The sequence below is a fragment of the Variovorax rhizosphaerae genome, assembly GCF_037889975.1.
GTDB lineage: Bacteria > Pseudomonadota > Gammaproteobacteria > Burkholderiales > Burkholderiaceae_C > Variovorax > Variovorax rhizosphaerae.
Genome location: NZ_JBBKZT010000019.1, coordinates 17,265 through 41,247 on the forward strand (window position 1 = coordinate 17,265; position 23,983 = coordinate 41,247).

Genomic DNA, 23,983 nt, shown 5'->3' on the forward strand with positions numbered 1-23,983 from the left:
CCTCCCCCACTGGGGGAGGGTTGGGGTGGGGGCACGCAGCGGTCGATATTCAAGCGGCGTCTGCCCCCATCCCAACCTTCCCCCAGAGGGGGAAGGAGCGAGAGCGCACCACGCACCGAAGCAAAGGAGGAGTCGGCGCAGTTCATATCATCTCCTCGGCCTTGCGCTTCTTCGCTGCCTTGATGGCCTGGCGCCGTGTGTCGGCCTTGAAGTCGGGGCGGTCCTGCGGCACGCCGCTTGCGCCTTCCCATACGCCAGAGGAATGCCCCGAACCGGCATCACCGAAGAAGGCCTTCATCTGCTCGAAGCGGGCCTTGTTGCCGATCGCGGCATTGATCACCGTCGCCAGCGAGCCGGCACCGGCCGGGCCCATCAACGGGCGCGCTGAAATCAGGTTGGTGAAGTACAGCGCCGGCGTGCACAGTTCCTTCGCCGCCTGCACGACCGGCGTCGTGCCGATGGCAACGTCGGGCTTCCATTCGTGCATCGCCGCCAGGTCCTGTTCGAGCGAAGCACGGAACTGCACATGCACGCCCTTGGCCTCGAGCCATTCGCGGTCCGCATCGCTCCAGACGGTGCGTGGGCATGCGGTACCGACGTAGCGCAGGTCCGCACCGCTCTCGACCAGCAGGCGGCCGACCAACAGCTCCGATCCTTCGTAGCCGCTCAGCGTGATGCGACCCTTGATCGGCATCCTCGCCAGTGCGCCCTTGATGGCGGGCAGCATCATGTTCTTGACTGCATCGATGCTCGCCTGCGGCACATTCGCCGCTGCGCCGATGGCTTGCAACCAGGCTTCCGTGCCGTCATGCCCGACAGGCGCAGAGCCGACGATCGCGCGTCCCGCCGCATCGAACTCCCGAAGGCTCGCTGTGTAGAACGGATGAACCGCAGCCACCGCCACGCAGTCCAGCGCCGCATACAACTCGCGCCACTCGCGCGTCGGCACCACAGGGCCGGCGGCCAGGCCCATCGGCTCCAGCATGCGGCCGATGATCACCGGGTCCGCCGGGAACATCTCGCCGAGCAGCGTGATGGTGGGCTTGTCGGTCTTGCCGTTGCGCGGCGCCTGCACCGGGCCGGCCATGACCTCGGCGCGTGCGTACTTCAGCATCGCACCGGCCAGCACGTCCTTGGCTTCCGCATGCGTCGGCACGCCGAAGCCCGGCACGTCGATGCCGATGATGCGCACGCCGTTGATCTCCTTCGGCAGGATCTGCAAGGGCACGCCGCTGGCCGTCGGCACGCAGAGGTTGATGATGACGATGGCGTCGTAGTTCGCAGGGTCGGCCTGCTTGTAGACGGCCTCGCGGATGTCTTCGAAGAGCTTGCCGGTGACGAGCGTTTCGGAGTTGAAGGGGACGTAGCCGACGCTGCGCTTGGCGCCGTAGAAATGCGAGGTGAAGGTCAGGCCGTAGACGCAGCAGGCGGAGCCCGACAGGATGGTCGAGGTGCGGCGCATGCGCAGGCCGACGCGCAGGGCGCCGAAGGCGGGACACATGCTTTGGGGCTGGTCGTGCGGACCGGCCTTTTCGTCGCGCGGATAGTCCTTGGCGTACTGGTCCAGCATGGCGGACTTGCCGGCCGCCTTGGCTGCGGCCAGCATCGCGTCGCCGCCCGAATGACAGCCCATGCCGTCGCCTTCGAGCGCAGTCGGATTGCGCACCGGAACGATCGGTATCACTCCCTCGCCCCTCTGGGGAGAGGGTTGGGGTGAGGGGCGAGCAACGCCAACGATCGCGTCAGTCATGACCGCCTGCCCTCACCCCAACCCTCTCCCAAAGGGAGAGGGAGTAAGACTCAAGCCTCGTCATAGACCACCTCGAGCGTTTCCTTCACCACTTCCCGCTTGCCACACATGTCGAACTGCGTGGCCGGCTCCAGCACCACGTTGCGGCCCACCGTGTCGGCTGCGAACAAGCCCAGCAACTGGTCCTGCGTCATCGGCTTCGGCCGCACCGGCAACGAGGTGCCGACGTTCTCCGCCAGCTCCGCGAACATCGGCCCCCAAGCGCCGCCCGGCACGCCGATGATTTCGTAGCTCGCGCTCTTGCGGCGGATGTCGTCATTGGCCGGAATGGTCGAGAGCACCGGGATGCCGACCTTCTCAGCGAACGAGGCCGCCTCGCCCGTGCCGTCGTCGCGGTTGATCACCATGCCCGCCACGCCGACATTGCCGCCCAGCTTGCGGAAGTACTCGACCGCCGAGCAGACGTTGTTGGCCACGTAGAGCGACTGCAGGTCATTGCTCGCGACCACGATCACCTTCTGGCACATGTCGCGCGCAATCGGCAAACCGAAACCGCCGCACACCACGTCGCCGAGGAAGTCGAGCAGAACGTAGTCGAAGCCCCATTCGTGGAAGCCCAGCTTCTCCAGCAGTTCGAAGCCGTGGATGATCCCGCGCCCGCCGCAACCGCGTCCGACTTCGGGACCACCGAGTTCCATCGCATAGACGCCGTCGCGCTTGAAGCAGACATCGCCGATGGCCACCGCCTCCCCGGCGAGCTTCTTCTTCGACGAGGTCTCGATGATGGTCGGGCAGGCCCTGCCGCCGAACAGCAGCGAGGTGGTGTCGCTCTTCGGATCGCAGCCGATGAGCAGCACCTTCTTGCCCTGCTGCGCCATCATGTAGGAGAGGTTGGCCAGCGTGAAGCTCTTGCCGATGCCGCCCTTGCCGTAGATCGCGATGATCTGCGTCTCCTTGGTGGGCGGCGCCGTCGCCACAGCATCGGGTTCGATCGCGGCTTCCGCACGCAGCGCGGTCTGCTGCATGAACCGCACCGGCGTTCCCTCGGCGATCACATGGTTCGTCGTCATCTGCAGCCTCTCCAGTCCAGGACCATCTTCAGGCAGGCGGGATCGCCGAATGCGGTGCGATAGGCGCTGTCGGCGTCGACCGCGTCCGCGCGATGGGTGATCAATCCGTCCAGCGACAAGCGGCCGGATTCGATGAGTTCCTTCACCGCCACCAGGTCTTGCGGTTGCCATTGCGCGGCGACCCGCAGTCGCGCCTCGCGCATGAAGGCGGGCGGGAAGTTGAAGGACAAGCGCGCGTCGTAGAAGCCCGCCAACACGATCTCTCCGCCGGGCGCCAGGCGGCTGATCAGCGTGTCGAGCAGCGAGGCATCGCCGCTGACGTCGCAGATGGACCGGTAGTCGCGGCGTGAATCTTCCGCGGGGTCGAACACCTCGTAGCCTTGCGCGCCGTTGCGGCGAGGCGCGCTGGTCTCCCAGACGAGCGGCGACGCTCCGGCGGCCACCGCGATGCGTGCCACCATGCGCCCGAGCACGCCATGGCCGACGATCAGGTCGGGCTGCTGGCCACCCGCGGACGCGCTCACGTGATAAGCCGTGGCGGCCAGCGCCAGCAACACACCCTGCTCGCGGAAACTGGCATCGAAGGCCAGCGTGCGCGCACCCGGCAGCACCACCGTGGACGCCGCGCCGCCGAACAACCCGCGCACATCCCCAAAGCACTTGGCGCCCGGCACGAACACGCAGTCCCCCACCTTCGCACCCGAGTGCTTACCCGCGCTGCGGATGCGGCCGACCGACTCGTAGCCCGGCACCAGCGGATAGCCCATGCCCGGAAACTGCGGCATGCGGCCCGACCACAGCAGCCGTTCGGTCCCGGTGCTGATGCCGCTCCAGTCGATGTCGACGACCACGTCTTCGTCACCGGCCTCCGTCAGCGGCAGGTGGCTCAAGGTGAGCTGACGGGGCTGCTGGAGCACCACCGCGAGGGTGTTCATGCTGGGGACCTCCGGGCCGCTGCGGAACGGTCCTTCGGGTGAGACGCCATTGCCTGTTTCTTGGATGTCATTTTTCTTTGACTACTGATAGTGTCCATTTTTGATTACACACCCTTAGCGGCAGCTGACGCAATACCCACGTGCGCAATCAACAGGCCTGTTTGCAACGGCATGCGTGTCTTTACCTGGCGCACCCTGTCGAACCCGGCGGCCAGCAGCATCGAACGCAGCGCCGCGGCGCTTCTCGGGCGACCGCGGCCCATTGCCAACAGGTAGAAGCCGAAGTACGCGTCGCCCATCGCCTCGGCCCCTGGCGTGCCGGCCATGGGCTCGGCCAGCAGCAACGTGCCGCCGGCGGGCAGTGCACGACGCACGGCACGCAGGATGTGCAGGGCCGTCGCGTCGTCGTGGTCGTGGATCACGCGCACCAGCGAGGCGACATCGGCACCTTCGGGCAACCGGTCCGTGAGAAAGCTCCCGCCGAAGAGCTGCATGCGGTGCGTCAGGCCGGCTGCATCGCGCCGCGCACGCGCGCGCTCGACGACCGCCGGCAGGTCGAACAGCATGAGTTGCAAGGCAGGCGCGCGCAGCGCCGCGCTGGCAAGGAAGCCACCTTCGCCACCACCCACATCGAGCAGGCACCGGTGTCCGTCGAGCGGGTAAGCGTCCAGGATCTCGTCGGCCACCAGCGGCTGCGACGCGGACATGAGCGCCGAATACCCGGCGACGCTCGCGACCGATAGTTCACCGGGCGACGCTTCATCCGCGTAGGGCCAGTAGCGCGCCAGCGAAGACGCGGCGCGCTGTCCGCGCAGCAATGCGACCGGATCGGCCAGGTCGGCATACAACGCCGCGTGATGCTCGACCATCGCCGCAATTGCCGTGTTGCCGACCATCGGCGCACCCAGCGACCCCAGCCCGAAGCGCCCGTCGCCGCGTCGCTCGACCAATCGCAAGGCGACGGCTGCGGCCATCAGTCGCTCGGTGGATTCGCCCGGCAACGCCAGCCGCCCTGAAAGCGCCTCCAGCGTCTGCGGCCCTTCCGCGAGCGCATCGAACAGACGCAACTGCACGCACGCCAGCAACACCTGCGAATAGACGAAGCCAGCCACCAGGTCGAAGAGTTCGCCCGCCCGCTTGTGTGCAATGGGGGCCGTCGGCGCAAAGGCTGCGGCACGTCGCTGGAAGCTGCGGCTCGCCAGCAGACGATCGCGCAAGGCAAGCCAGCGGTCCACCAGGATGCCAGGCCATGGGCGCGAGGGGCGCCTCAGGGGATCGGCTGTCGCCGGCATGGCCTGCACGCTTCGCACCTCGTTGAAGGGAGTCGGCTCAAACCGCCGCCGTTCGCAGGAATTCCGCGGTGCTGGCCTTGGGCACCAGCCGTTCGGACTGGTCGCGGATCAAGGTACGCAGTGCCTCGGCACCGCTGCACTCCGGCACCGCCTCGATAGCCCGGCTCACCAACTGGTCGAAGTACGCCACCGCGCCTTCCAGGCCCAGTTCGGTCGCGGCGCTCGGCCGCACCAGCGCCACGTCGCGGCCCACCGGCTTGCCCAGCACGCGCGGGTCGCCGACCACGTCGCGGATGTCGTCCGCGGCCTGGTACGCCTCGCCCAGCCAGTCGCCGAAGTCGCGCCACGGCGTGGGGTCGACCCCGGCCGCCTGCGCGCCGCCCATGGTGGCCGCCGCGAACAGCGCGCCGGTCTTGGCCCGCTGGTAGTCGCGCAGGTTGATGCGCGGCTCGCACTCCCAGGCCTGGCCCGCCACGGCGCCATAGGGCATGCCGACGCTGCTCGCGACCATGGCCAGCAGTGCGGGCAGACGCTGCGGGGAATGGGTCGCGGCGACCGCCAGCGTCTGGAAGGCCAGGATGATCAGCGCATCGCCCGCGAGCAGTGCGAGGCTTTCTCCATAGGCGAAGTGGACCGACGCGCGACCCCGGCGGGTCGCCGCGTTGTCGAAGCACGGCATGTCGTCATGGACCAGCGAAGCGCAGTGCAGCAACTCGATCGCGCAGGCGGTCGCATTGGAGAGCTCGGGGTCGTCATCCCCGCAAGCCGCAGCCACGGCCAGGCACAACTGCGGCCGCACGCGCGCGCCGCCTGGAAACACCGCGTGGCGCACCGCGCCCATCAGCTTCGGCGGGCAACCCGGTGCCTCGCCCTGCGAAATGGCCTCGGCCAGGAAATGTTCGATGCGTGTCAACGGCTTCATGGCATGGCACCTCTCGTTTGTGTAATTTTTGTTTGTCTATTAATAGTGTCAGATAGAATAGACACATGACGGTGCAACGTCAACAATCAGATGCCCGGGTGGTCGTGGTCGGCGCGGGTGTCGGAGGCCTTGCCGCGGCGCTGGACCTGGCGGCGCGCGGTGTCGACGTGCTGGTGCTCGAGCGTGCGCTGCAGCCCGGCGGGAAGATGCGCGAGGTCGAGGTCGGCGGCGCGCGCATGGACGCGGGACCGACCGTGTTCACCATGCGCTGGGTCCTTGACGAACTCCTGGCGCACGCCGGCACGCAGCTGGACGATCACCTGCGGCTCACGCGTGCCGAAGTGCTGGCCCGCCACGCCTGGGACGCTTCATCACCGCTCGACATGTTTTCCGACATCGAACGCAGCGCGGAAGCCATCGGCACCTTCGCAGGGCCGGGAGAGGCACGAGGCTACCGAGCCTTCTGCGCGCGCGCCCGGGAGATCTACGGCACGCTGGAAGCGTCCTTCCTGCGCGGGACGCGGCCCACGCCGCTGTCGCTCGTCGCACGCGCGGGTTTGCGCGGCCTTCCAGCCCTGGCGCGGATTTCGCCCTTCGCCACGCTGTGGACGGAACTCGGCGGCTACTTTCGCGACGCGCGCCTGCAACAGCTCTTCGGACGCTACGCCACCTACTGCGGATCGTCGCCCTGGCTCGCGCCGGCCACGCTGATGCTGGTCGCGCATGTCGAGCAGGATGGCGTCTGGCTGGTCGAGGGCGGCATGCACCGCATCGCGCAGATGCTCGCGCAACTCGCGACCGCGCGTGGCGCCCGTTTCCGCTACGGAGCGCACGTGGACGAAATCGTGGTCGAGTCGGGCCGCGCGATCGGCGTGCGACTGGCCGGCGGCGAAGTCATCGAAGCCGATGCCGTGGTGTTCAACGGCGACGTCGAGGCGCTCGGCCGCGGGCTGCTCGGCCCGGACGCCGCTGCGGCACAGAAGCCCAAGGCCGACAAGGCGCGTTCGCTCTCGGCATTGACCTTCAACCTGCTGGCCGAGGCGCGCGGCTTCCCCTTGCTGCGGCACACCGTGTTCTTCTCGAACGACTATGCCGCCGAGTTCAACGACATCCTCCGCCACGATCGCCTGCCGACCGACCCCACGGTGTACGTCTGCGCCCAGGACCGCGCAGCCCATGACGATGTGCCGCCGCCCGGTGCCGAGCGCTTGCTGTGCATCGTCAACGCGCCGCCTTCGGGCGATACCCGCCCGCTCACACGCAAGGAGATCGACCGATGCCAAGCGCGAACCTTCGACCGCCTGGAACGCTGCGGCCTGCAGCTGGGTTGCCCGCCCGACCAGCAGCAGGTGACGACGCCCGAACAGTTCAACACGCTATTCCCGGGGACGGGCGGCGCGCTGTATGGCCCGGCTTCGCACGGCTGGGCTGCATCCTTCAGCCGACCGGGCTCGCGCAGCCGGCTGCCGGGGCTCTACCTGGCGGGGGGCAGCACGCACCCGGGCCCGGGCGTGCCGATGGCTGCACTGTCGGGGCGCCTGGCAGCGCAGAGCGTGATGGCCGACCGCGCTTCGACGCACCGGTGGCACCCGGTGGCTATGCCTGGTGGTATGTCGACGCCCTGAGCGATGACGGCCGGCACGGCCTCACGATCATCGGCTTCGTCGGCAGCGTGTTCTCGCCCTACTACGCGCGCGCCAGGCGCCGTGCGGCCGGCGGCGCGGCGGACCCGCTGGACCATTGCGCGCTCAACGTCGCGCTCTATGGCGATGCGCGCAGCGACAACCGCTGGGCCATGACGGAGCGGGGGCGACGCAGCGTGCAGCGAGATGCCACGACGCTGCGCATCGGGCCGAGCATCATGCGGTGGGACGGCGATGTGCTGGTGTTCGACATCGATGAGGTGACGGTGCCGATTCCGTCGCGGCTGCGGGGACAGGTGCGCGTGCATCCGGCTGCGATCGTCGCCCGATCATTCGCACTGGATGACACAGCCCATCATCACTGGCGCCCGATCGCACCTTGCGCGAGGGTCGAGGTCGCGCTGAGCCATCCGTCACTGAAGTGGCGCGGCACGGGCTACCTGGATTCCAACACCGGTACACGTCCGCTCGAACAGGACTTCCCGGCATGGGAATGGTCGCGCGGCACGCTGAGGGACGGGCGCACTGTGGTGCTCTATGACGTTACCCGACGCGATGCGGAACCCCTTTCGCTGGCCGTGGCCTTCGATCCGTCGGGTGGCATCGAGGCCTTCGAACCACCGGGCCGTGCCGCACTTCCGCGCACCGGATGGCGCATGGACCGGTCGACGCGCAGCACCGCCGGCCATGCACCCAAAGTGCTCCAGACCTTCGAGGACGCCCCCTTCTATTCCCGCAGCCTGATTGAATCGCACCTGCTCGGCGAACGCGTGACGGCGGTTCACGAAAGCCTCTCGCTCGAACGCTTCGCAGCGCCCTGGTGCCAGTGGATGTTGCCTTTCAGGATGCCGCGCAACGCTTGAAATGGATCGTGCGCCCTTCATACGCCTGAAGCCGGGAACTTGGGTCTTGCGGCGGGCTCACGCACGTTCCACGTGCCGAGGGTGCTGGGTGTCTCCCGCAGCGAAATAAAGGAGGAGCCGAAGGCGGGGGACATTCGCGGAGGGAGATACCCAGTGGCCTCGGCACGGGCCCGAGACTCATGAACCCGTCGGGTCTCATGCGATGCGGCTAACGTCACGCTCATTCGCGTTCACGGTCTTTCATGCGATCGCGCCGCAAGGCATAGAGCTCCCAACCTGCGAGCCCGATCAGCACACCCAGCACACCCAGTACCTCCAGCGTGATGATCCAGCCGGAACTCATGTCGACTCGGTCATCAGGCGCTCGCGGTCGGCTGCAGCCCCTTACCCCGCTCCTGCCGCTCCAGTCGATCGAACAGGTCGATGACCCACACGACGCGCTCACCGACACCACGCCTGTGCGCGAATCGCGTCACAGGCGGCGACGCCATCACCGCATCGACCAGGAAGGCATTGGCAGGCAACACAGGCATGTCCTGCACCGATCGCACCGGCACGACCGCCAGCAATGCGCGCAGCAACGACCAGGCCTTGCGCGACCGCGGCACGACGGCCCGGCGGCTCACCGAATCGAAGCCGCCCTGCCGGACCTGCCAACCGATGTCCGCGTACAGGAATCGCGCGGCGTTGATGCCCGGACGGCAACCCAGCGGCAGTTGCGCGACACCGGCACCAACGCGCCGGTACAGCGCATCGGCGGCCAGCAAGACCCTCTGCACCACCGAGCCCAGCGCGGGCGTGAATGCAGGTCGGGCCAGCCAGGCGTCGGGATCGATGCCGGCCTCGCGCATCCACCGCCTCGGCAGGTACAGGCGGCCCATGGCAGCGTCTTCGCCAACGTCGCGCGCGATGTTCGACAACTGCATGGCGACGCCGAGGTCGCACGCGCGTGCCAGCGCGTCAGGCGAGCGCGTCTGCATCAGCAGCGCCATCATCGCGCCGACCGATCCGGCCACGCGGGCGGCGTAGTCGTGCAGTTCCTCCAGCGTCTCGTAGCTGCGTCCTTGCGCGTCCCACTCGAAGCCTTCGATGAGCGCTTCCGGCAGCGCGCGCGGGATGCCATAGCGCGCTGCCACCGCGGCGAGCGCGCGATCGGTCGAGGTCGGCAGCGACGCAACCGGCAACGACGGGTCGTACGCGCGCGCCAGCCGCTCTCGCAACATCTCGACGGCGCCGGCATTGCTCGCTCCCTCGTCCACCGCATCGTCAGCCATGCGGCAGAACGCATAGAGCGCGCACGCCGCCTCGCGCACCTCACGCGGCAGCAGCAAGGAAGCCGCGAGAAAGGTCCGAGAGCCCTGCCGCAGCGATGCGCGACATGCAGCAATGTCCCTGCTGTCGATCGCGCCGCGCTCAGGCTGCGCGGCGAGTGGCGAGGGAGTCTGCATGGGGCACCAGGGAATCGAGGATGCGGGCCGATGACAGCACGCCGGGCAGCCCGGCGCCAGGATGCGTGCCGGCGCCCACGAGGTACAGGCGGTCCAGTTCCTCGCTGCGGTTGTGCGGACGGAACCATGCGCTCTGGCTCAGCACCGGCTCCATGCCGAAGGCCGCGCCGCGGAACGACGACAGCCGGTCCTGGAAGTCCTGCGGCGTCATCAGGCGCGAGGTCACGATCTGGTTTTCCAGGTCGGGCAGCAGCGTCGCCTGCAGCCGCTGCTGGATCGCGAGCCGGTACGGTTCGGCTTCGGTTCGCCAGTCGGTGCCGCTTTGCAGGTGCGGCACCGGCGACAGCACATAGAAGGCATCGCAACCCGGTGGCGCCAGCGAGGGATCGGTGGCGGTGGGCCGGTGCAGGTAGAGGCTGAAATCCTCCGCCAGGTGTTTGCGAAGGAAGATGTCGGCCAGCAGTTTTTCGTAGCGCGGGCCCATGGCGATGGTGTGGTGCGCCACGTCCGGATACTGGCGCCGCGTGCCGAAGTGCCAGACGAAGAGGCTCATCGAATAGCTGGCGCGCTCGATGCGGCGATCGGTCCAGTGCTCGCGATGGTGGGCCGCGACGAGGTTGCGGTAGGTGGTGGCCGAGTCGGCGTTGGAGACCACGACGTCGGCGCTCAGCGTGTCGCCGTTGGCCAGCCGCACGCCGGTCGCGGTGCGGTCTTCCACCAGGATCTGCGTCACCGCCTGGTTGCACAGCACGCGCCCACCCTGCTCTTCGATCAGGCCGACAAGTCCCTTCACCAGGCTGCCGGTGCCGCCCATCGCGAAGTGGACGCCCCAGCGCCGTTCCAGGAAGGCGATCAGGCAATAGACCGAGGTCGTGGAGAACGGATTGCCGCCGACCAGCAGCGACTGGAAGGTCAGCACCATGCGCAGCCGCGTATCGCGCACGTGCTTGCTCGCCAGCGAGTAGACGGTGCGGTAGCCCTCCAGTTTCATCAACTGCGGCAGCGCGCGCGCCATGTCGGTCCATGCGCTGAAGGGAACGTGCCCCAACTCCTCGAATCCGACCTTGTAGATGGCTTCGCTCGCCGCCAGGAAGCGCTCGTAGCCTTCAACGTCGTCGGGCGCCAGGCGCCGGACCTCCGCGCGCATCGCATCGGCATCGCCGCTGTAGTCGAAGGTGCTGCCGTCGTCGAAGCGGATCCGGTAGAACGGCGACACAGGCCGCAGGTCCACGTCGTCGGCCATGCGCTTGCCGCACATGGCCCACAGTTCCTCGAACAGGAAGGGCGCGGTGATGACGGTGGGCCCCGCATCGAAAGTGAAGCCGTCTTGCCGGTAGACGTAGGCCCTCCCGCCTGGCGCGTCGAGCTTCTCCAGCACGGTGACGCGGTAGCCCCGCGCACCGAGCCGTACGGCGGCTGCCAGCCCGCCGAAGCCGCTGCCGATCACGATGGCCTGGGGCCGGAGGTGGGTTTCCCCGGCTGCGGATTCCACCGGAATGAGCGGGTTGGCAATGGATCTGAGTGTCAACATCTTGCGCATAATATTAGTGTCAGGTTAAATTGACAATATGGCCACGCCGGCACTTGAACTCCGCGACCTCGGCTGCGTGCGCAGCGGCCGCGCCTTGTTCAGCCACCTGAACCTTTCGGTGCCGGCCGGCCGCCTGCTCCGCGTGACCGGCGCCAACGGGGCCGGCAAGACCAGCCTGCTGCGGATGGTGTGCGGGCTGTTGAGCCCTGCCTGCGGCGAGGTGCTGTGGCGCGGCGGGCGCATTGCGACGCTGCGCGAGGAATTCCATCGACAACTCGTCTACCTTGGGCATGCCGCGGCATTGAAGGACGACCTGAGCGCGACCGAGAACCTGCTGACGGCAGCGCGGCTGGCCGGTGGCAGCCCCAGTGAGCAAGAGGCCGCGGCGGCATTGAATGCCGCAGGCCTGCGCGGGCATGAACGCTCCCCGGTGCGCACCCTTTCGCAGGGCCAGCGCCGCCGCGTCGCGCTGGCGCGGCTGGTGCTGGGGAGCGCCGTCCCGCTGTGGGTGCTGGACGAGCCATTCAACGCGCTGGACGCCACGGCCGCAGCCTGGCTCGTGGGCCTGGTCAGCGCGCATGTTGCGAGCGGCGGCGTCGTGCTGCTGACCAGCCACCAAGCCGACCTCGCGCTCCAGCCGACCACGCCGCAGCAGGAGTTGGTGCTGTGACGACCCTCACCCTGCCGCCTGTAGCACCGCAACCGGCGCTTGCGGACCCGATCGCGCTGCCCGCGCCTTCGCCCGCCGACGCTGGCGTGCTGCAAGGCATGGCCACCATCGTCGCGCGCGACCTGCGCCTGGCCTTGCGCCGCCGCACCGACACGCTGGCCGCGCTGTTCTTCTTCGTGATCGTAGTGAGCCTGTTCCCCCTGGCCATCGGCCCGGAGCCTGAACTGCTGCGCCGCATGGCGCCGGGCGTGGTCTGGGTGGCTGCGCTGCTGGCATCGATGCTTTCGCTGGCGCGCCTGTTCGCGGACGACCTGCAGGACGGCACGCTGGAACAGCAACTGTTGTCCGCCACGCCGCTCGCCTTGCTGGTGCTGGGCAAGGCAACGGCCCATTGGCTTTGCGCGGGCCTGCCGCTGGCGTTGGTCTCGCCGCTGCTGGCGTTGCAATTCGGCCTGTCGACCGATGCCATGGGCGTGCTGGTCGCTTCGCTGCTGCTGGGCACGCCGGTGCTGAGCCTGGTCGGCGCCATCGGCGCGGCCCTCACCGTGGGCGTGCGTGGCGCTGGCGTGCTGCTGTCACTGCTGGTGCTGCCGCTCGTGATCCCCGTGCTGATCTTCGGGGCGGCGGCCGTCGATGCGGGCAGCACGGGTGCGGGCGTTACCGCGCACTTCTCGCTGCTCGCCGCCCTGCTGGTGCTCGCGCTGGCCGGGGCACCGCCCGCCGCTGCCGCCGCGCTGCGCATCGCGCTCGAATGAGAAGGAAGGACTCGCCATGGCCCTGGTCTCCAGTTCCGCGCCGTTGCATCGCGCCACGTCGATCCACTGGTTCGCCTACGCTGCACCGCAGCGCTTCTACCCGCTCGCCGGCAAGTTGATGGTGATCTCCGCATGGCTCGCCGCCGTGCTGGGTATTGCGGGCCTGGTCATCGGCCTCGGCATTGCGCCCACCGACGCGCAGCAGGGCGATGCCTACCGCATCATCTTCGTGCACGTTCCGACTGCATGGATGTCGATGGTCATCTATGTGGCGATGGCCTTCTGGGCGGGCATCGGGCTGGTTTTCAATGCGCGGCTCGCATCGATGTTCGCGCGCGCACTGGCGCCGACCGGTGCGCTCATGACCTTCCTCGCGTTGTGGACCGGCGCGCTGTGGGGCAAGCCGACGTGGGGCGCCTGGTGGGTGTGGGACGCGCGGATCACGTCGGAGCTGATCCTGCTGTTCCTCTACATCGGCTTCCTGTCGCTGCACGGGGCGATCGACGACCTGCGGCGCGCCGACCGCTCGGCCGCGGTGCTGGCACTCGTGGGCGTGGTCAACGTGCCGATCATCTACTTCTCGGTGAAGTGGTGGAACACATTGCACCAGGGCGCTTCTGTCAGCTTGTCGAAGGCGCCGAGCATGGCGACGCCGATGCTCACCGGCATGCTCGTGATGGTGCTCGCGCTGTGGGCCTACTGCATCGCCGTCACGCTGATGCGCTTGCGCAGCCTGATGCTGGAACGGGAGCGCGATGCCGCGTGGGCGCGTCGCGTGCTGGAGGCGTCATGAACTGGCAGAGCGTTGGCGACTTCGTGGCAATGGGCGGCTATGGCCTGTATGTGTGGGGCTCGTTTGGCATGGCCGCGCTGGCCCTTGCATTCGAGGTGGCACAGGTGCGCGCGCGCCGCCGCCACCTGCGCGGGGGGGCGGCGTGAAAGCCAGAAGCCGCCGCGGCCTGGCGATCCTTGCCGGCCTGTCGGCGTTGGGCATTGCGAGTGCGTTGGTGCTCAACGCATTCCAGAGCAACCTGGTCTTCTTCTTCAGCCCGTCGCAGGTCGCTGCGAAGGAAGCGCCCTTGGGGCGCGGCTTCCGGATCGGCGGCCTTGTCGAAGAAGGCAGCATCCAGCGGCCCGCGCAAGGCTTGACGGTGCACTTCGTGGTGACCGATCTCGCAAAGAGGGTGCCCGTCGTCTACACCGGCCTCCTGCCGGACCTGTTCCGCGAGGGCAAGGGTGTGGTCGCGCAGGGCCGGCTGGGCATGGACGGCGTGTTCCATGCCGACCAGGTGCTGGCCAAGCATGACGAAAACTACATGCCGCCAGAAGCCGCCGATGCGTTGCGCAAGGCTCGCCCCGTGGCACAGAACCCACCCGAGCCGTGATCCCCGAACTCGGCCACTTCGCGCTCGTGCTGGCACTCGTCATGGCGCTGGTGCAGGCCATCGTGCCGCTGGTGGGGGCCGCACGCGGTGACGCAGGCTGGATGGCATTGGCGCGACCCGCGACCTGCGCGCAGTTCGTGTTCATCGTCATCGCCTACGCGGCGCTGACGGATGCCTTCGTCGGCAATGACTTCTCGGTGCTCTATGTGGCGCAGCATTCCAACTCGATGCTGCCCACGGTGTACCGCGTGACAGCCGTTTGGGGCGGGCACGAAGGCTCGATCCTGCTGTGGACCCTGATCCTTGCGGGCTGGTCACTCGCGGTCGCGATGCGCTCGCGCCAGCTCGACGCACCCACCGTCGCACGCATCCTCGGCGTGATGGGCCTGGTCAGCTGCGGCTTCCTGTTGTTCACGCTGTTCACGTCAAACCCGTTCGAGCGCCTGCTGCCACCGGCGGTCGAAGGCCAGGACCTGACACCGCTGCTGCAAGACCCGGGGATGGTGATCCATCCGCCGATGCTCTACATGGGCTACGTCGGCTTCGTGGTGGCCTTTGCCTTCGCGGTGGCGGCCTTGATCTCCGGCCGGCTCGATGCGTCATGGGCGCGCTGGTCGCGGCCGTGGACGACGGTGGCCTGGTGCTTTCTCACTTGCGGCATCGCGCTCGGCAGCTTCTGGGCGTACTACGAACTCGGCTGGGGCGGCTGGTGGTTCTGGGACCCGGTCGAGAACGCATCGCTGATGCCGTGGTTGGTGGGCACGGCCTTGATGCATTCGCTCGCCGTCACGGAGAAGCGCGGCGCCTTCCGGGCGTGGACCGCGTTGCTCGCCATCGTCACCTTTTCGCTGTCGCTGCTCGGCACCTTCCTCGTCCGCTCCGGGGTGCTGAGTTCGGTGCATGCGTTCGCAACGGACCCGACACGTGGCGTGTTCATCCTCGCCTTCCTTGCGCTGGTCACCTGCGGCTCGCTCGCATTGTTCGCATGGCGGGCGCCGACGGTTCGCGAGTCGGGCGATTTCGCGGTGATGTCGCGCGAATCGATGCTATTGGCCAACAACGTGCTGCTGCTCGTCGCATGCGCCGCCGTGATGCTGGGCACGCTGTATCCGCTGGTCATCGACGCGCTGGGGCTCGGCAAGCTCTCGGTCGGGCCGCCCTACTTCGAGGCCGTGTTCGTTCCCTTGGTGGCGCCGGCCCTGTTCCTGATGGGCGTGGGTCCGCTCGCGCGCTGGCGGCGTGCGGATGCCGTCGACCTCGCGAAGCGGCTGCGCTGGGCCCTCGGCGTGAGTGCGGCGAGCGCGGTGATCGCACCGCTCGCGCTGGGCCGCTGGACGCCGATGGTCGGCTTCGGGCTGATGCTCGCTGCGTGGATCGCGAGCACCTGCGTGCTGAACCTGGCCACACGCTTGCGCGCACATCCTGCCTCGTCGTGGGCATTGCGACTGGCCGCGCAACCGGGCAGCTACTACGGCATGCTGCTGGCCCATTTCGGCGTCGCCGTCTTCATCGTCGGCGTGACCATCGTGGGCGGCTACGCGGTCGAGCGGGATGTGCGCGTTGCGCCCGGCGAGACCGTCACGATGGGCGCCTACGTCTTCCAATTCCAGGGCGTCAGCGAGCAACGCGGCCCCAACTACATCGCGGCGCGGGCCACGCTCGTGGTGACCCGCAACGGCCAACCCCTCACCGTGATGTCGCCCGAACGGCGCCTCTACATCGCGAACCGCACGCCGATGACGGAGACGGCCATCCATCGGCACTTCACGCGCGACCTCTACGTCTCGCTCGGCGAACCGATGGGGCCGATGGGGCCGATGGCATGGAGCATGCGCATCCACTACAAGCCCTTCGTCGGGTGGATCTGGGGCGGGTGCCTGCTGATGGCGCTCGGTGGCTTGCTGGCCGTGTTCGACCGTCGCTATCGGACCGTGCAAGCGACGCGACAAGTCCATGCCACCCTTCCGACCCCATGGCGGCTGCATGTTCCCACGGCGTTGACTCGCAAAGCGAGACAACCATGAGACGCACCACCCTGCCCTTGCTATGTTTCGGCGTGCTCATCGCATTCATGGCCGCCGGCCTCACGCTGCATCCGAAGGAAGTGCCCTCCCCGCTGATCGGCAAGAGCGTGCCTGCCTTCAACCTGCCGGTGCTCGAATCGCAAGGCCGCACGATGTCCGCGCAGGACATGCGCGGCAAGGTCTGGCTGCTCAACGTCTGGGCCTCCTGGTGCGTGGCCTGCCGGCTCGAACATCCCCTGGTGCTGGAGGCCGCGAAGACCGGTGCCGTGCCGATCTACGGACTCAACTACAAGGACCAGCCTGCGGACGCAAGGCAATGGCTGGAGAAGTTCGGCAACCCTTACGTATCCTCGCTGTCGGACCGGGAAGGACTCGTCGGCATCGACTTCGGCGTGTACGGCGTGCCAGAGACTTTCGTCATCGACAAGCAGGGCGTGATCCGGCACAAGGTGATCGGCCCGCTGACGGCCGAGACGCTGCGCGACACCGTCATGCCGCTGGTGAGGAAGCTCGATGGGTAGCAATCCCTTGAACAAGTCCTCCGCGCAGAGAGGACGTGCGCCGTCAAGAGGATCTGCACGGCGCCTGCCCAGGTCATGGCTCGCCGCCCTGGCGCTGGCAATCGCATCACTCCCGGCCGGCACAGCGGTCGCCGGCGAGGCGCAGCCACTCGCAGCCGATCCGGCGATGGAAGCGCGCGTGAACGACATCGCCAGCGAACTGCGTTGCCTGGTCTGCCAGAACGAGACGCTGGCCGCCTCGCAATCATCGCTGGCCGAGGACTTGCGCAAGCAGATCGAGCACCAGCTTGCTCAAGGCCGGTCACCTCGCCAGATACGGGCGTACATGGTCGAACGGTACGGCGAGTTCGTGCTGTACCGCCCCGCCTTCAATGCCACGACGGCGTTGCTCTGGATCGGCCCGTTCGCCATGCTCGGCGCCGCCTTCGCCTATCTGCTGCGCACCCTGCGTCGTCGCAACGTCGACGGGGGTCCGGCGGAACTGGATGCGGTCGAGCGGAAACGCGTGCAGCAATTGCTCGAGGGCGGGGTGGGCGAATCATGATCGGCTTCTGGTGCGGGACGGTCGGGCTCACCTTGCTGGCTTGGGTGATGCTGTTCGGGCCTGGACTGGGTCGGCGTGGTCGATCGGATGGCGTCGATAACCCGAATCTGGAGACGCTGAAGCATCAACTCTCCACGCTGGACGCGGAGCTTGTCGCAGGCGTGATCGATGCCGGGGAGCATCGCACCGCGCGCAGCGAGACGCAACGACGCGTGTTGCAGGAGGCCTCTCCGCTTTCTCTCGACGTCCCTGCTGTCGCGCGAATCCCGGCGTTGCGCAGGCTTGCCATGTGGCTTGCCATCTGCATTCCTGTCGCTGCATTCGGCACGTATGGGTTCGTGGGCAGCCTGGATGGCGCCCGGCAAGGCCCCGCCCCCTCCACGCCACTGCCAGGCGCGCTGCCAACGGACGAGGTCGCGAGCATGCTGGACGACATGACAAGGCGCATGCAAGACCAGCCGCCCGGAACGGTCGATGCGAAGGGATGGGCCTTTGTTGCGCGTTCCTACGCGGCGATCCAGCGCTACGACAACGCCAGCCAAGCCTACGCACTCGCCCTCGCCCTTGCACCAGACGACACGAGCCTGCAGGCCGAACGCGCTCGGGTGGCGGCGTCGATCGCAGCGGATGGAAGTGCCTCCACACCGGGACACATCTCAGGCACGATCAAGCTTGCGCCCGAACTGGCCGCTCTGGTCGGCCCGACCGATACCGTTTTCGTGTTCGCCCGCGAAGCCGGTGCCACAGGCATGCCGCTCGCCGCCGCGCGCTTTCTTGCGCGCCACCTGCCGCTGGCCTACACGCTGGACGACAAGGCAGCCATGGGGGACGCGAACAAGCTCGCACGAGCGAAAAACCTGGTGGTCTACGCCCGCATCTCGCACAGCGGCGAGGCCATTGCCTCGGCGGGTGACTTGCACGGCGAATCCGCCGCCAACGGTGCATCGAGGGACGCTGTGGACGTGACGATCAGCAAGGTGGGGCGCTAACGCCCTCCACTCAGCGCTTCGCCGATTCAGCGCTTCGGGGATCGCATCCAGTCGAAGACAAGCCAGACCAAGGGGGCACCAATGATCCAGATGGGCAGAAGAGCTCTCATGTCGTACTCCTGGAGTGACTTGGAGAGGCTTGCGCCCTGTTGCCGTAAACGTAGTCGGTAGAAGCAGCCAGCAGGTGTAGGTCTGGACCCTTCTGGCGCGTGCTCCGCAGCGCGCCGCAATGCAACACTCGCGGAAAATCGGCCCAGACCAGGCCGTCTGTGACGGAAATTGGTGGAGCTGGGGGGATTTGAACCCCCGTCCGCAAGCCTTCTTCGCGCAGTTCTACATGTTTAGTGATCTGATTTGAGTCTCGCTTCCGGAGCCGCGCAGTCACACGCTGAACCGGACGCCAGCACCCTATTTTCTCGCCCCGACCCAAGGTACCCGGATCGGAGCCAGCCCATGTAATTATCTTTGCAGCCGGGAGGATTCAGATTGCTCTGTCACCCCCTTGCCCAGCCCATCGGCCTGCTGTTGCAAAGCTCACTGGCAATTAAGCAGCGAGTGCGAAACGTTCGTCGTTTGCAGTTAGTTTGTTTGAATCTGTTTTACGAGCGCATTCAGCTCGACATGCCCCGCTGCGATTCCGAACCCACGTCGAAACCAGTGCAGCCCCAAGCCCTCCATTCTAGGCCTGCTTGAGTACCTGCAAGAGATCCAGGGGTGAAGCGATGGCCGCATGCGCCTGCCAGAGGGTGGCGTCGGCCTCTTCGCCCAGGTAGCCGTAAGTCGCCGCGACCGTCTGCATTCCCGCTGCTCGCCCCGCCAGGATGTCGCGATAGTCGTCGCCCACATAGATGCACCGGGCCGGATCGATACCCAGCCGACGCGCCGCTTCAAACAAGGGCTCGGGATGCGGCTTTGCGAAAGGCGTGGTGTCGCCACTGATGATGGCGCCGGCACTTGCGAACAGCGGAATGGAGCGCGTCAGCGGCACGGTGAAGCGCTCCGACTTGTTGGTCACCACGCCCCAGCCGAGCCCGCGCGCGCACAGGGCCCCGACCAGCTCGGGCACGCCGTCGAAGATGAAGGTGTTCGCCAGCATGCGCGTCTCGTAGTTTACATAGAACTCCTCGCGCAACTCCTCGAACTCCGCCGCCTCGGGCGTGATGCCGAAGGCGATTCCCAACATGCCCCGGGCGCCCGCCCCGGCCATCGGCCGGTACAGCGACGAATCCAGCGAAGGCATGCCGCGATCGGTGCGCATCTTGTCAGCGGCCGCGCCCAGGTCGGGCGCGCTGTCGATCAGCGTGCCGTCGAGGTCGAACAGCACGGCTTGGACTTCTTGGAATGGCATCACGGGGTGGCAGGCGGTCGTTGGGTCGCAAACATGTAGTTGACGCTGGTGTCATCGTTGAGCCAGTACCGACGCGTGATCGGGTTGTGCTGCAGGCCCCGGGTTTCCCGCAGCACCAGACCGGCTGCGCGACAGTGCGCCGCGAGTTCGCTCGGACGGATCAGCTTCTGGTATTCGTGCGTGCCGCGCGGCAGCATGTTGAGCAGGTATTCAGCGCCGACGATGGCCAGCATGAACGCCTTGAGATTGCGGTTGATGGTCGAGAAGAACACCCAACCACCCGGCTTCACCAGCGTCGCGCAGGACCGCACGACCGAAGCCGGGTCCGGGACGTGCTCCAGCATCTCCATGCAAGTGACCACGTCGAACGCGCCCGGTGCCTCCGCCGCAATCGCCTCGGCGCTCACCTCACGGTACTTGACGTTGCGCGTGCCGGCTTCCAGCGCGTGCAGTTGCGCGACCTTGAGCGCCTTGGTGGCCAGGTCGATGCCGAGCACGTCGGCGCCCTTTCGCGCCATCGAATCGGCTAGGATACCGCCGCCACAACCGACGTCCAGCACGCGCTTGTCACCGATCGGGGAAATTCCGTCAATCCAGTCAAGCCGCAATGGATTGATTTCGTGAAGCGGCCGGAATTCGCTCTCCAGATCCCACCAGCGATGTGCCAGTTCCGAGAACTTGGCCAATTCGGCCGGATCGGCATTCAAACTATTAGTCATCTCGCGATTATGAATGGCGCATAAAAAAACCCCGCCGTGGCGGGGTTCCTCAAGATCCTTGCGGATTGCTTAGTTGGCGCGGGTACCGACGACTTCGATTTCCACGCGACGGTTCTTGGCGCGACCTTCCTTGGTGCGGTTGTCCGCAACAGGTTGCTTCTCGCCCTTGCCTTCGGTGTAGACGCGGTTGCGTTCGATGCCCTTCGAGACCAAGTAGGCCTTGACAGCTTCTGCGCGGCGGACCGACAGGCGTTGGTTGTAGGCGTCAGAGCCGATCGAGTCGGTGTGGCCGACGGCGATGATGACTTCGAGGTTCACGCCCTTGATCTTCGAGACCAGATCGTCCAGCTTGGCGCGGCCTTCCGGCTTCAGGACCGACTTGTCGAAGTCGAAGAACGCGTCAGCAGCGAAGGTGACCTTCGAAGCGACTGGCGGTGCCGGCGGCGGTGGGACGACCGCTGCAGCCGGCGGGGGTGCAGGAGGACGAGCGGGAACCAGAGCACCGTCGCAACCGACAGCAGCGGTGGCAGGCGTCCAGTTCGCATCGCGCCAGCACAGTTCGTTCGTGCCGTTCTTCCAGACCAGTTGTCCGGCGCTGTCTTGCCAGTTGTCGATCACAGGGCCGCCGTTTGCTGCGGTGACACGAGTCTGCGCGCCGGCGGCAGTGGCGAGCGCAGCGACTGCAAACATCATCGCCACTTTATTCAGTTTCTTCATGGTTCTCCTCTTGGGGAAAAAGCCGCAGCCGCGCTGCGAATCAAGGACGCTTTAAGTGACCACCACCCAAAACGTTGGGACGATTCTGCCACAGGGACCTTGGCAAACAGGCCGCCGCAGCCCCCGGAATCGCCGGACGGCGCCCGAATAGCCGCCTTGTGTTGCTGCGGTGCGACACCCGTCGGGGCGTAAAATTTCGCCTCCTTGCTGTCTGCGTGCCGCTCATGACCTCGTTCGCCAAAGAAACCTTACCTATTAGTCTCGAAGAGGAGATGCGTCGCAGTTACCTCGATTACGCGATGAGCGTGATCGTCGGCCGCGCCCTTCCGGATGCCCGGGATGGCCTCAAACCGGTGCATCGTCGCGTGCTCTACGCGATGCATGAGCTCAACAACGACTGGAACCGGCCCTACAAGAAGTCCGCCCGTATCGTCGGCGACGTGATCGGCAAGTACCACCCGCATGGCGACCAGTCGGTCTACGACACCATCGTGCGGATGGCGCAGAACTTCTCGATGCGCCACATGCTGGTGGACGGTCAGGGCAATTTCGGTTCTGTCGACGGCGACCAGGCCGCAGCGATGCGCTATACCGAAATCCGCCTCGCCAAAATTGCGCATGAAATGCTCGGCGATATCGACAAGGAAACGGTCGATTTTCAGGACAATTACGACGGCTCTGAAAAAGAGCCCGCGGTATTGCCGAGCAAGCTGCCAAATCTGCTGGTCAATGGCGCTGGAGGCATTGCGGTGGGCATGGCCACCAACATCCCGCCGCACAACCTGAACGAGGTCGTCGACGCCTGCCTGCACCTGCTGCGCCACCCCGACGCCAGCATCGACGACCTAATGGAGATCGTGCCCGCGCCCGACTTCCCCACGGCCGGCATCATCTACGGGATCAACGGCATCAAGGAAGGCTATCGCACCGGTCGCGGCAAGGTCGTGATGCGCGCGCGCTGCCACTTCGAGGATATCGATCGCGGCCAGCGGCAGGCCATCATCGTCGACGAGTTGCCCTACCAGGTGAACAAGAAGACGCTGCAGGAGCGCATGGCCGAGCTGGTGCACGAGAAGAAGATCGAAGGCATCAGCCACATCCAGGACGAGTCCGACAAGTCGGGCATGCGGCTGGTGATCGAACTGAAGCGCGGCGAGGTGCCGGAGGTCGTCCTCAACAACCTCTACAAGCAGACGCAGCTGCAAGACACCTTCGGCATGAACATGGTGGCGCTGGTCGACGGCCAGCCCAAGCTGTGCAACCTGAAGGACCTGATCCAGGTCTTCCTGCAGCACCGCCGCGAAGTCGTCACACGCCGCACCGTGTTCAACCTGCGCAAGGCCCGGGAACGCGGCCACGTGCTGGAAGGCCTGGCGGTCGCGCTGGCCAACATCGACGACTTCATCGCGATCATCCGCAATGCCCCGACCCCGCCGGTCGCGAAGGCCGAGCTGATGACGCGCCGCTGGGACAGCAAGCTGGTGCGCGAGATGCTCACGCGCACCCGCGCAGACGGCGGCGTGGTGAATGCGGACGACTACCGTCCCGATGGCCTCGAAGCCGAGTTCGGCATGGGCGGCGACGGCCTCTACCGCCTGTCGGAAACGCAAGCGCAGGAAATCCTGCAGATGCGCCTGCAACGCCTGACCGGTCTGGAGCAGGACAAGATTGTCGTCGAGTACAAGGAAGTGATGGCGGAGATCGAGGACCTGCTCGACATCCTGGCCAAGCCGGAGCGCGTCTCGATCATCATCGGCGACGAGTTGGGCACCATCCGGACCGAGTTCGGCCAGACCAAGCTGGGCGCCCGCCGCAGTCAGGTCGAGCACAGCGCCTTCGACCTCTCGACTGAAGACCTGATCACGCCGACCGACATGGTCGTCACGCTCTCGCACAGCGGCTACATCAAGAGCCAGCCATTGGGCGAATACCGCTCCCAGAAGCGCGGCGGCCGCGGCAAGCAGGCCACAGCCACCAAGGAAGACGACTGGATCGACCAGCTCTTCATCGCCAACACGCACGACTACCTCCTGTGCTTCTCCAACCGCGGCCGGCTCTACTGGCTCAAGGTGTGGGAAGTGCCGGCGGGTTCGCGCGGCTCGCGCGGGCGGCCGATTGTCAACATGTTCCCGCTGCAGGAAGGCGAGAAGATCAACGTCGTGCTGGCCTTGACCGGCGAGAAGCGCACCTTCCCGGCCAACCAATACGTGTTCATGGCCACCTCGATGGGCACGGTCAAGAAGACCACGCTCGACGAGTTCAGCAACCCGCGCAAGGCCGGCATCATCGCGGTCGACCTCGATCCGGGCGACTACCTGATCGGCGCCGCGCTGACGGACGGCGCACACGATGTGATGCTGTTCTCCGACGGCGGCAAGGCGGTGCGCTTCGACGAGAACGACGTGCGCCCGATGGGCCGCAATGCCCGCGGCGTGCGCGGCATGATGCTGGAAGACACACAGGGCGTGATCGCCATGCTGGTTGCCGAGGACGAGCAGCAGAGCGTGCTGACCGCCACGGAAAATGGTTACGGTAAACGTACAAGCATTACCGAATACACGCGTCATGGCCGGGGAACCAAAGGCATGATTGCGATTCAACAAAGCGAGCGCAATGGGAAGGTCGTCGCGGCGACGCTGGTTCATGCCGACGACGAGATCATGCTGATCACCGACAAGGGTGTTCTGGTGCGAACCCGGGTCGCGGAAATCCGCGAACTGGGCCGTGCCACGCAAGGCGTCACGCTGATCGGACTCGACGAAGGCGCAAAGCTCAGCGGGCTGCAGCGCATCGTGGAGAACGACGCCAACACCGACGCCGACTCCAATCCCGAAGAAACCAATCCAACATCCTGAAC

23 protein-coding genes and 1 other RNA gene are annotated in these 23,983 nt (G+C 66.7%); 12 read left to right on the forward strand and 12 right to left on the reverse strand.

Features of this window, described 5'->3' with window-relative positions:
- Positions 1 to 142: 142 nt before the first annotated feature.
- The 5 genes from bchY to WKW82_RS30585 all read right to left on the reverse strand — a co-directional run bounded on the left by bchY (position 143) and on the right by WKW82_RS30585 (position 5,969).
- Positions 143 to 1,666, reverse strand: coding sequence for a chlorophyllide a reductase subunit Y (gene bchY, locus WKW82_RS30565; RefSeq protein WP_340346530.1), 1,524 nt, complete (start codon positions 1,664 to 1,666; stop codon positions 143 to 145).
- A 134-nt stretch (positions 1,667 to 1,800) separates the two neighbouring features.
- Entirely contained in the window at positions 1,801 to 2,820 is a 1,020-nt protein-coding gene (locus WKW82_RS30570; protein WP_340346532.1) for a chlorophyllide a reductase iron protein subunit X, read from the reverse strand.
- The gene (gene bchC, locus WKW82_RS30575; RefSeq protein ID WP_340346534.1) at positions 2,817 to 3,755 is read right to left on the reverse strand and encodes a chlorophyll synthesis pathway protein BchC; all 939 of its coding nucleotides are present in this window, start codon (positions 3,753 to 3,755) and stop codon (positions 2,817 to 2,819) included. Before bchC ends, WKW82_RS30570 begins: the two co-directional genes overlap by 4 nt.
- Before the next feature lie 104 nt (positions 3,756 to 3,859).
- A complete protein-coding gene (locus tag WKW82_RS30580; protein ID WP_340346535.1) occupies positions 3,860 to 4,990 on the reverse strand; it encodes a methyltransferase in 1,131 nt (376 codons plus the stop codon).
- A 94-nt stretch (positions 4,991 to 5,084) separates the two neighbouring features.
- Positions 5,085 to 5,969 (reverse strand): polyprenyl synthetase family protein, encoded by an 885-nt coding sequence (locus WKW82_RS30585; protein WP_340346536.1) that lies wholly within the window; start codon positions 5,967 to 5,969, stop codon positions 5,085 to 5,087.
- A gap of 65 nt (positions 5,970 to 6,034) precedes the next feature.
- Between WKW82_RS30585 and crtD the strand changes: the two genes are divergently transcribed.
- A complete protein-coding gene (crtD, locus tag WKW82_RS30590; protein ID WP_340346537.1) occupies positions 6,035 to 7,594 on the forward strand; it encodes a 1-hydroxycarotenoid 3,4-desaturase CrtD in 1,560 nt (519 codons plus the stop codon).
- A complete protein-coding gene (locus tag WKW82_RS30595) occupies positions 7,552 to 8,475 on the forward strand; it encodes a carotenoid 1,2-hydratase (protein WP_340346538.1) in 924 nt (307 codons plus the stop codon). The genes crtD and WKW82_RS30595 overlap by 43 nt, the downstream gene beginning before the upstream one ends.
- 220 nt (positions 8,476 to 8,695) lie before the next feature.
- Here WKW82_RS30595 and WKW82_RS30600 read toward each other — a convergent pair whose 3' ends face one another.
- Genes WKW82_RS30600 through WKW82_RS30610 form a run of 3 tightly spaced genes read right to left on the reverse strand, consistent with a single transcriptional unit; the run spans position 8,696 to position 11,454 of the window.
- On the reverse strand, positions 8,696 to 8,818 hold the full coding sequence (locus tag WKW82_RS30600) for a hypothetical protein (protein WP_340346540.1): 123 nt from the start codon (positions 8,816 to 8,818) through the stop codon (positions 8,696 to 8,698).
- A gap of 13 nt (positions 8,819 to 8,831) precedes the next feature.
- Positions 8,832 to 9,923, reverse strand: coding sequence for a phytoene/squalene synthase family protein (locus WKW82_RS30605; RefSeq protein WP_340346542.1), 1,092 nt, complete (start codon positions 9,921 to 9,923; stop codon positions 8,832 to 8,834).
- A complete protein-coding gene (locus WKW82_RS30610) occupies positions 9,889 to 11,454 on the reverse strand; it encodes a phytoene desaturase (RefSeq protein WP_340346544.1) in 1,566 nt (521 codons plus the stop codon). The genes WKW82_RS30605 and WKW82_RS30610 overlap by 35 nt, the downstream gene beginning before the upstream one ends.
- A gap of 37 nt (positions 11,455 to 11,491) precedes the next feature.
- Between WKW82_RS30610 and ccmA the strand changes: the two genes are divergently transcribed.
- The 9 genes from ccmA (at position 11,492) to ccmI (ending at position 18,342) form a co-directional block, all read left to right on the forward strand.
- Entirely contained in the window at positions 11,492 to 12,124 is a 633-nt protein-coding gene (gene ccmA / locus WKW82_RS30615; protein ID WP_340346545.1) for a cytochrome c biogenesis heme-transporting ATPase CcmA, read from the forward strand.
- 86 nt (positions 12,125 to 12,210) lie between these two features.
- Complete coding sequence (gene ccmB, locus WKW82_RS30620) at positions 12,211 to 12,879, forward strand: heme exporter protein CcmB (RefSeq protein ID WP_479694183.1); 669 nt, start codon at positions 12,211 to 12,213, stop codon at positions 12,877 to 12,879.
- Between the two features lie 16 nt (positions 12,880 to 12,895).
- Positions 12,896 to 13,672, forward strand: a complete 777-nt coding sequence (gene ccmC / locus WKW82_RS30625; protein ID WP_340346547.1) for a heme ABC transporter permease CcmC — start codon at positions 12,896 to 12,898, stop codon at positions 13,670 to 13,672.
- Positions 13,669 to 13,818: a heme exporter protein CcmD gene (gene ccmD, locus WKW82_RS30630; protein WP_340346548.1), complete on the forward strand. Its 150-nt coding sequence runs from the start codon at positions 13,669 to 13,671 to the stop codon at positions 13,816 to 13,818. Before ccmC ends, ccmD begins: the two co-directional genes overlap by 4 nt.
- Positions 13,815 to 14,264 (forward strand): cytochrome c maturation protein CcmE, encoded by a 450-nt coding sequence (gene ccmE, locus WKW82_RS30635; protein ID WP_340346549.1) that lies wholly within the window; start codon positions 13,815 to 13,817, stop codon positions 14,262 to 14,264. Before ccmD ends, ccmE begins: the two co-directional genes overlap by 4 nt.
- Positions 14,261 to 16,288: a heme lyase CcmF/NrfE family subunit gene (locus WKW82_RS30640; RefSeq protein ID WP_340346550.1), complete on the forward strand. Its 2,028-nt coding sequence runs from the start codon at positions 14,261 to 14,263 to the stop codon at positions 16,286 to 16,288. Before ccmE ends, WKW82_RS30640 begins: the two co-directional genes overlap by 4 nt.
- Positions 16,285 to 16,809 carry a DsbE family thiol:disulfide interchange protein gene (locus tag WKW82_RS30645; RefSeq protein WP_340346551.1) on the forward strand — a complete coding sequence of 175 codons (525 nt, stop codon included), beginning with the start codon at positions 16,285 to 16,287 and terminating at the stop codon, positions 16,807 to 16,809. The genes WKW82_RS30640 and WKW82_RS30645 overlap by 4 nt, the downstream gene beginning before the upstream one ends.
- On the forward strand, positions 16,802 to 17,353 hold the full coding sequence (locus WKW82_RS30650) for a cytochrome c-type biogenesis protein (protein ID WP_340346552.1): 552 nt from the start codon (positions 16,802 to 16,804) through the stop codon (positions 17,351 to 17,353). Before WKW82_RS30645 ends, WKW82_RS30650 begins: the two co-directional genes overlap by 8 nt.
- Positions 17,350 to 18,342, forward strand: coding sequence for a c-type cytochrome biogenesis protein CcmI (ccmI, locus tag WKW82_RS30655; protein ID WP_340346553.1), 993 nt, complete (start codon positions 17,350 to 17,352; stop codon positions 18,340 to 18,342). Before WKW82_RS30650 ends, ccmI begins: the two co-directional genes overlap by 4 nt.
- A gap of 280 nt (positions 18,343 to 18,622) precedes the next feature.
- Here ccmI and ssrA read toward each other — a convergent pair.
- The 4 genes from ssrA to ompA form a co-directional block, all read right to left on the reverse strand.
- Positions 18,623 to 19,009: a transfer-messenger RNA gene (gene ssrA, locus WKW82_RS30660) on the reverse strand.
- Between the two features lie 12 nt (positions 19,010 to 19,021).
- Positions 19,022 to 19,690 carry an HAD-IA family hydrolase gene (locus WKW82_RS30665; RefSeq protein WP_340346554.1) on the reverse strand — a complete coding sequence of 223 codons (669 nt, stop codon included), beginning with the start codon at positions 19,688 to 19,690 and terminating at the stop codon, positions 19,022 to 19,024.
- Positions 19,690 to 20,409, reverse strand: a complete 720-nt coding sequence (ubiG, locus tag WKW82_RS30670) for a bifunctional 2-polyprenyl-6-hydroxyphenol methylase/3-demethylubiquinol 3-O-methyltransferase UbiG (RefSeq protein WP_340346555.1) — start codon at positions 20,407 to 20,409, stop codon at positions 19,690 to 19,692. The genes WKW82_RS30665 and ubiG overlap by 1 nt, the downstream gene beginning before the upstream one ends.
- A 69-nt stretch (positions 20,410 to 20,478) precedes the next feature.
- Positions 20,479 to 21,126, reverse strand: a complete 648-nt coding sequence (gene ompA / locus WKW82_RS30675) for an outer membrane protein OmpA (protein WP_340346556.1) — start codon at positions 21,124 to 21,126, stop codon at positions 20,479 to 20,481.
- Positions 21,127 to 21,350: 224 nt separating this feature from the next.
- On the opposite strand from ompA, the gene gyrA reads away from it, so the two are divergent.
- Positions 21,351 to 23,981, forward strand: coding sequence for a DNA gyrase subunit A (gene gyrA, locus WKW82_RS30680; RefSeq protein ID WP_340346557.1), 2,631 nt, complete (start codon positions 21,351 to 21,353; stop codon positions 23,979 to 23,981).
- Positions 23,982 to 23,983 lie beyond the last annotated feature (2 nt).

Coding starts and splice junctions, on each gene's coding strand:
- WKW82_RS30570 (WP_340346532.1), bottom strand. CDS start 2,820: ATGACGACGAACCATGTGATCGCCGAGGGAACGCCGGTGCGGTTCATG.
- bchC (WP_340346534.1), bottom strand. CDS start 3,755: ATGAACACCCTCGCGGTGGTGCTCCAGCAGCCCCGTCAGCTCACCTTG.
- WKW82_RS30585 (WP_340346536.1), bottom strand. CDS start 5,969: ATGAAGCCGTTGACACGCATCGAACATTTCCTGGCCGAGGCCATTTCG.
- crtD (WP_340346537.1), top strand. CDS start 6,035: ATGACGGTGCAACGTCAACAATCAGATGCCCGGGTGGTCGTGGTCGGC.
- WKW82_RS30600 (WP_340346540.1), bottom strand. CDS start 8,818: ATGAGTTCCGGCTGGATCATCACGCTGGAGGTACTGGGTGTGCTGGGT.
- WKW82_RS30605 (WP_340346542.1), bottom strand. CDS start 9,923: ATGCAGACTCCCTCGCCACTCGCCGCGCAGCCTGAGCGCGGCGCGATC.
- WKW82_RS30610 (WP_340346544.1), bottom strand. CDS start 11,454: ATGTTGACACTCAGATCCATTGCCAACCCGCTCATTCCGGTGGAATCC.
- ccmA (WP_340346545.1), top strand. CDS start 11,492: ATGGCCACGCCGGCACTTGAACTCCGCGACCTCGGCTGCGTGCGCAGC.
- ccmC (WP_340346547.1), top strand. CDS start 12,896: ATGGCCCTGGTCTCCAGTTCCGCGCCGTTGCATCGCGCCACGTCGATC.
- ccmD (WP_340346548.1), top strand. CDS start 13,669: ATGAACTGGCAGAGCGTTGGCGACTTCGTGGCAATGGGCGGCTATGGC.
- WKW82_RS30645 (WP_340346551.1), top strand. CDS start 16,285: ATGAGACGCACCACCCTGCCCTTGCTATGTTTCGGCGTGCTCATCGCA.
- WKW82_RS30650 (WP_340346552.1), top strand. CDS start 16,802: ATGGGTAGCAATCCCTTGAACAAGTCCTCCGCGCAGAGAGGACGTGCG.
- ccmI (WP_340346553.1), top strand. CDS start 17,350: ATGATCGGCTTCTGGTGCGGGACGGTCGGGCTCACCTTGCTGGCTTGG.
- WKW82_RS30665 (WP_340346554.1), bottom strand. CDS start 19,690: ATGCCATTCCAAGAAGTCCAAGCCGTGCTGTTCGACCTCGACGGCACG.
- ubiG (WP_340346555.1), bottom strand. CDS start 20,409: ATGACTAATAGTTTGAATGCCGATCCGGCCGAATTGGCCAAGTTCTCG.
- ompA (WP_340346556.1), bottom strand. CDS start 21,126: ATGAAGAAACTGAATAAAGTGGCGATGATGTTTGCAGTCGCTGCGCTC.
- gyrA (WP_340346557.1), top strand. CDS start 21,351: ATGACCTCGTTCGCCAAAGAAACCTTACCTATTAGTCTCGAAGAGGAG.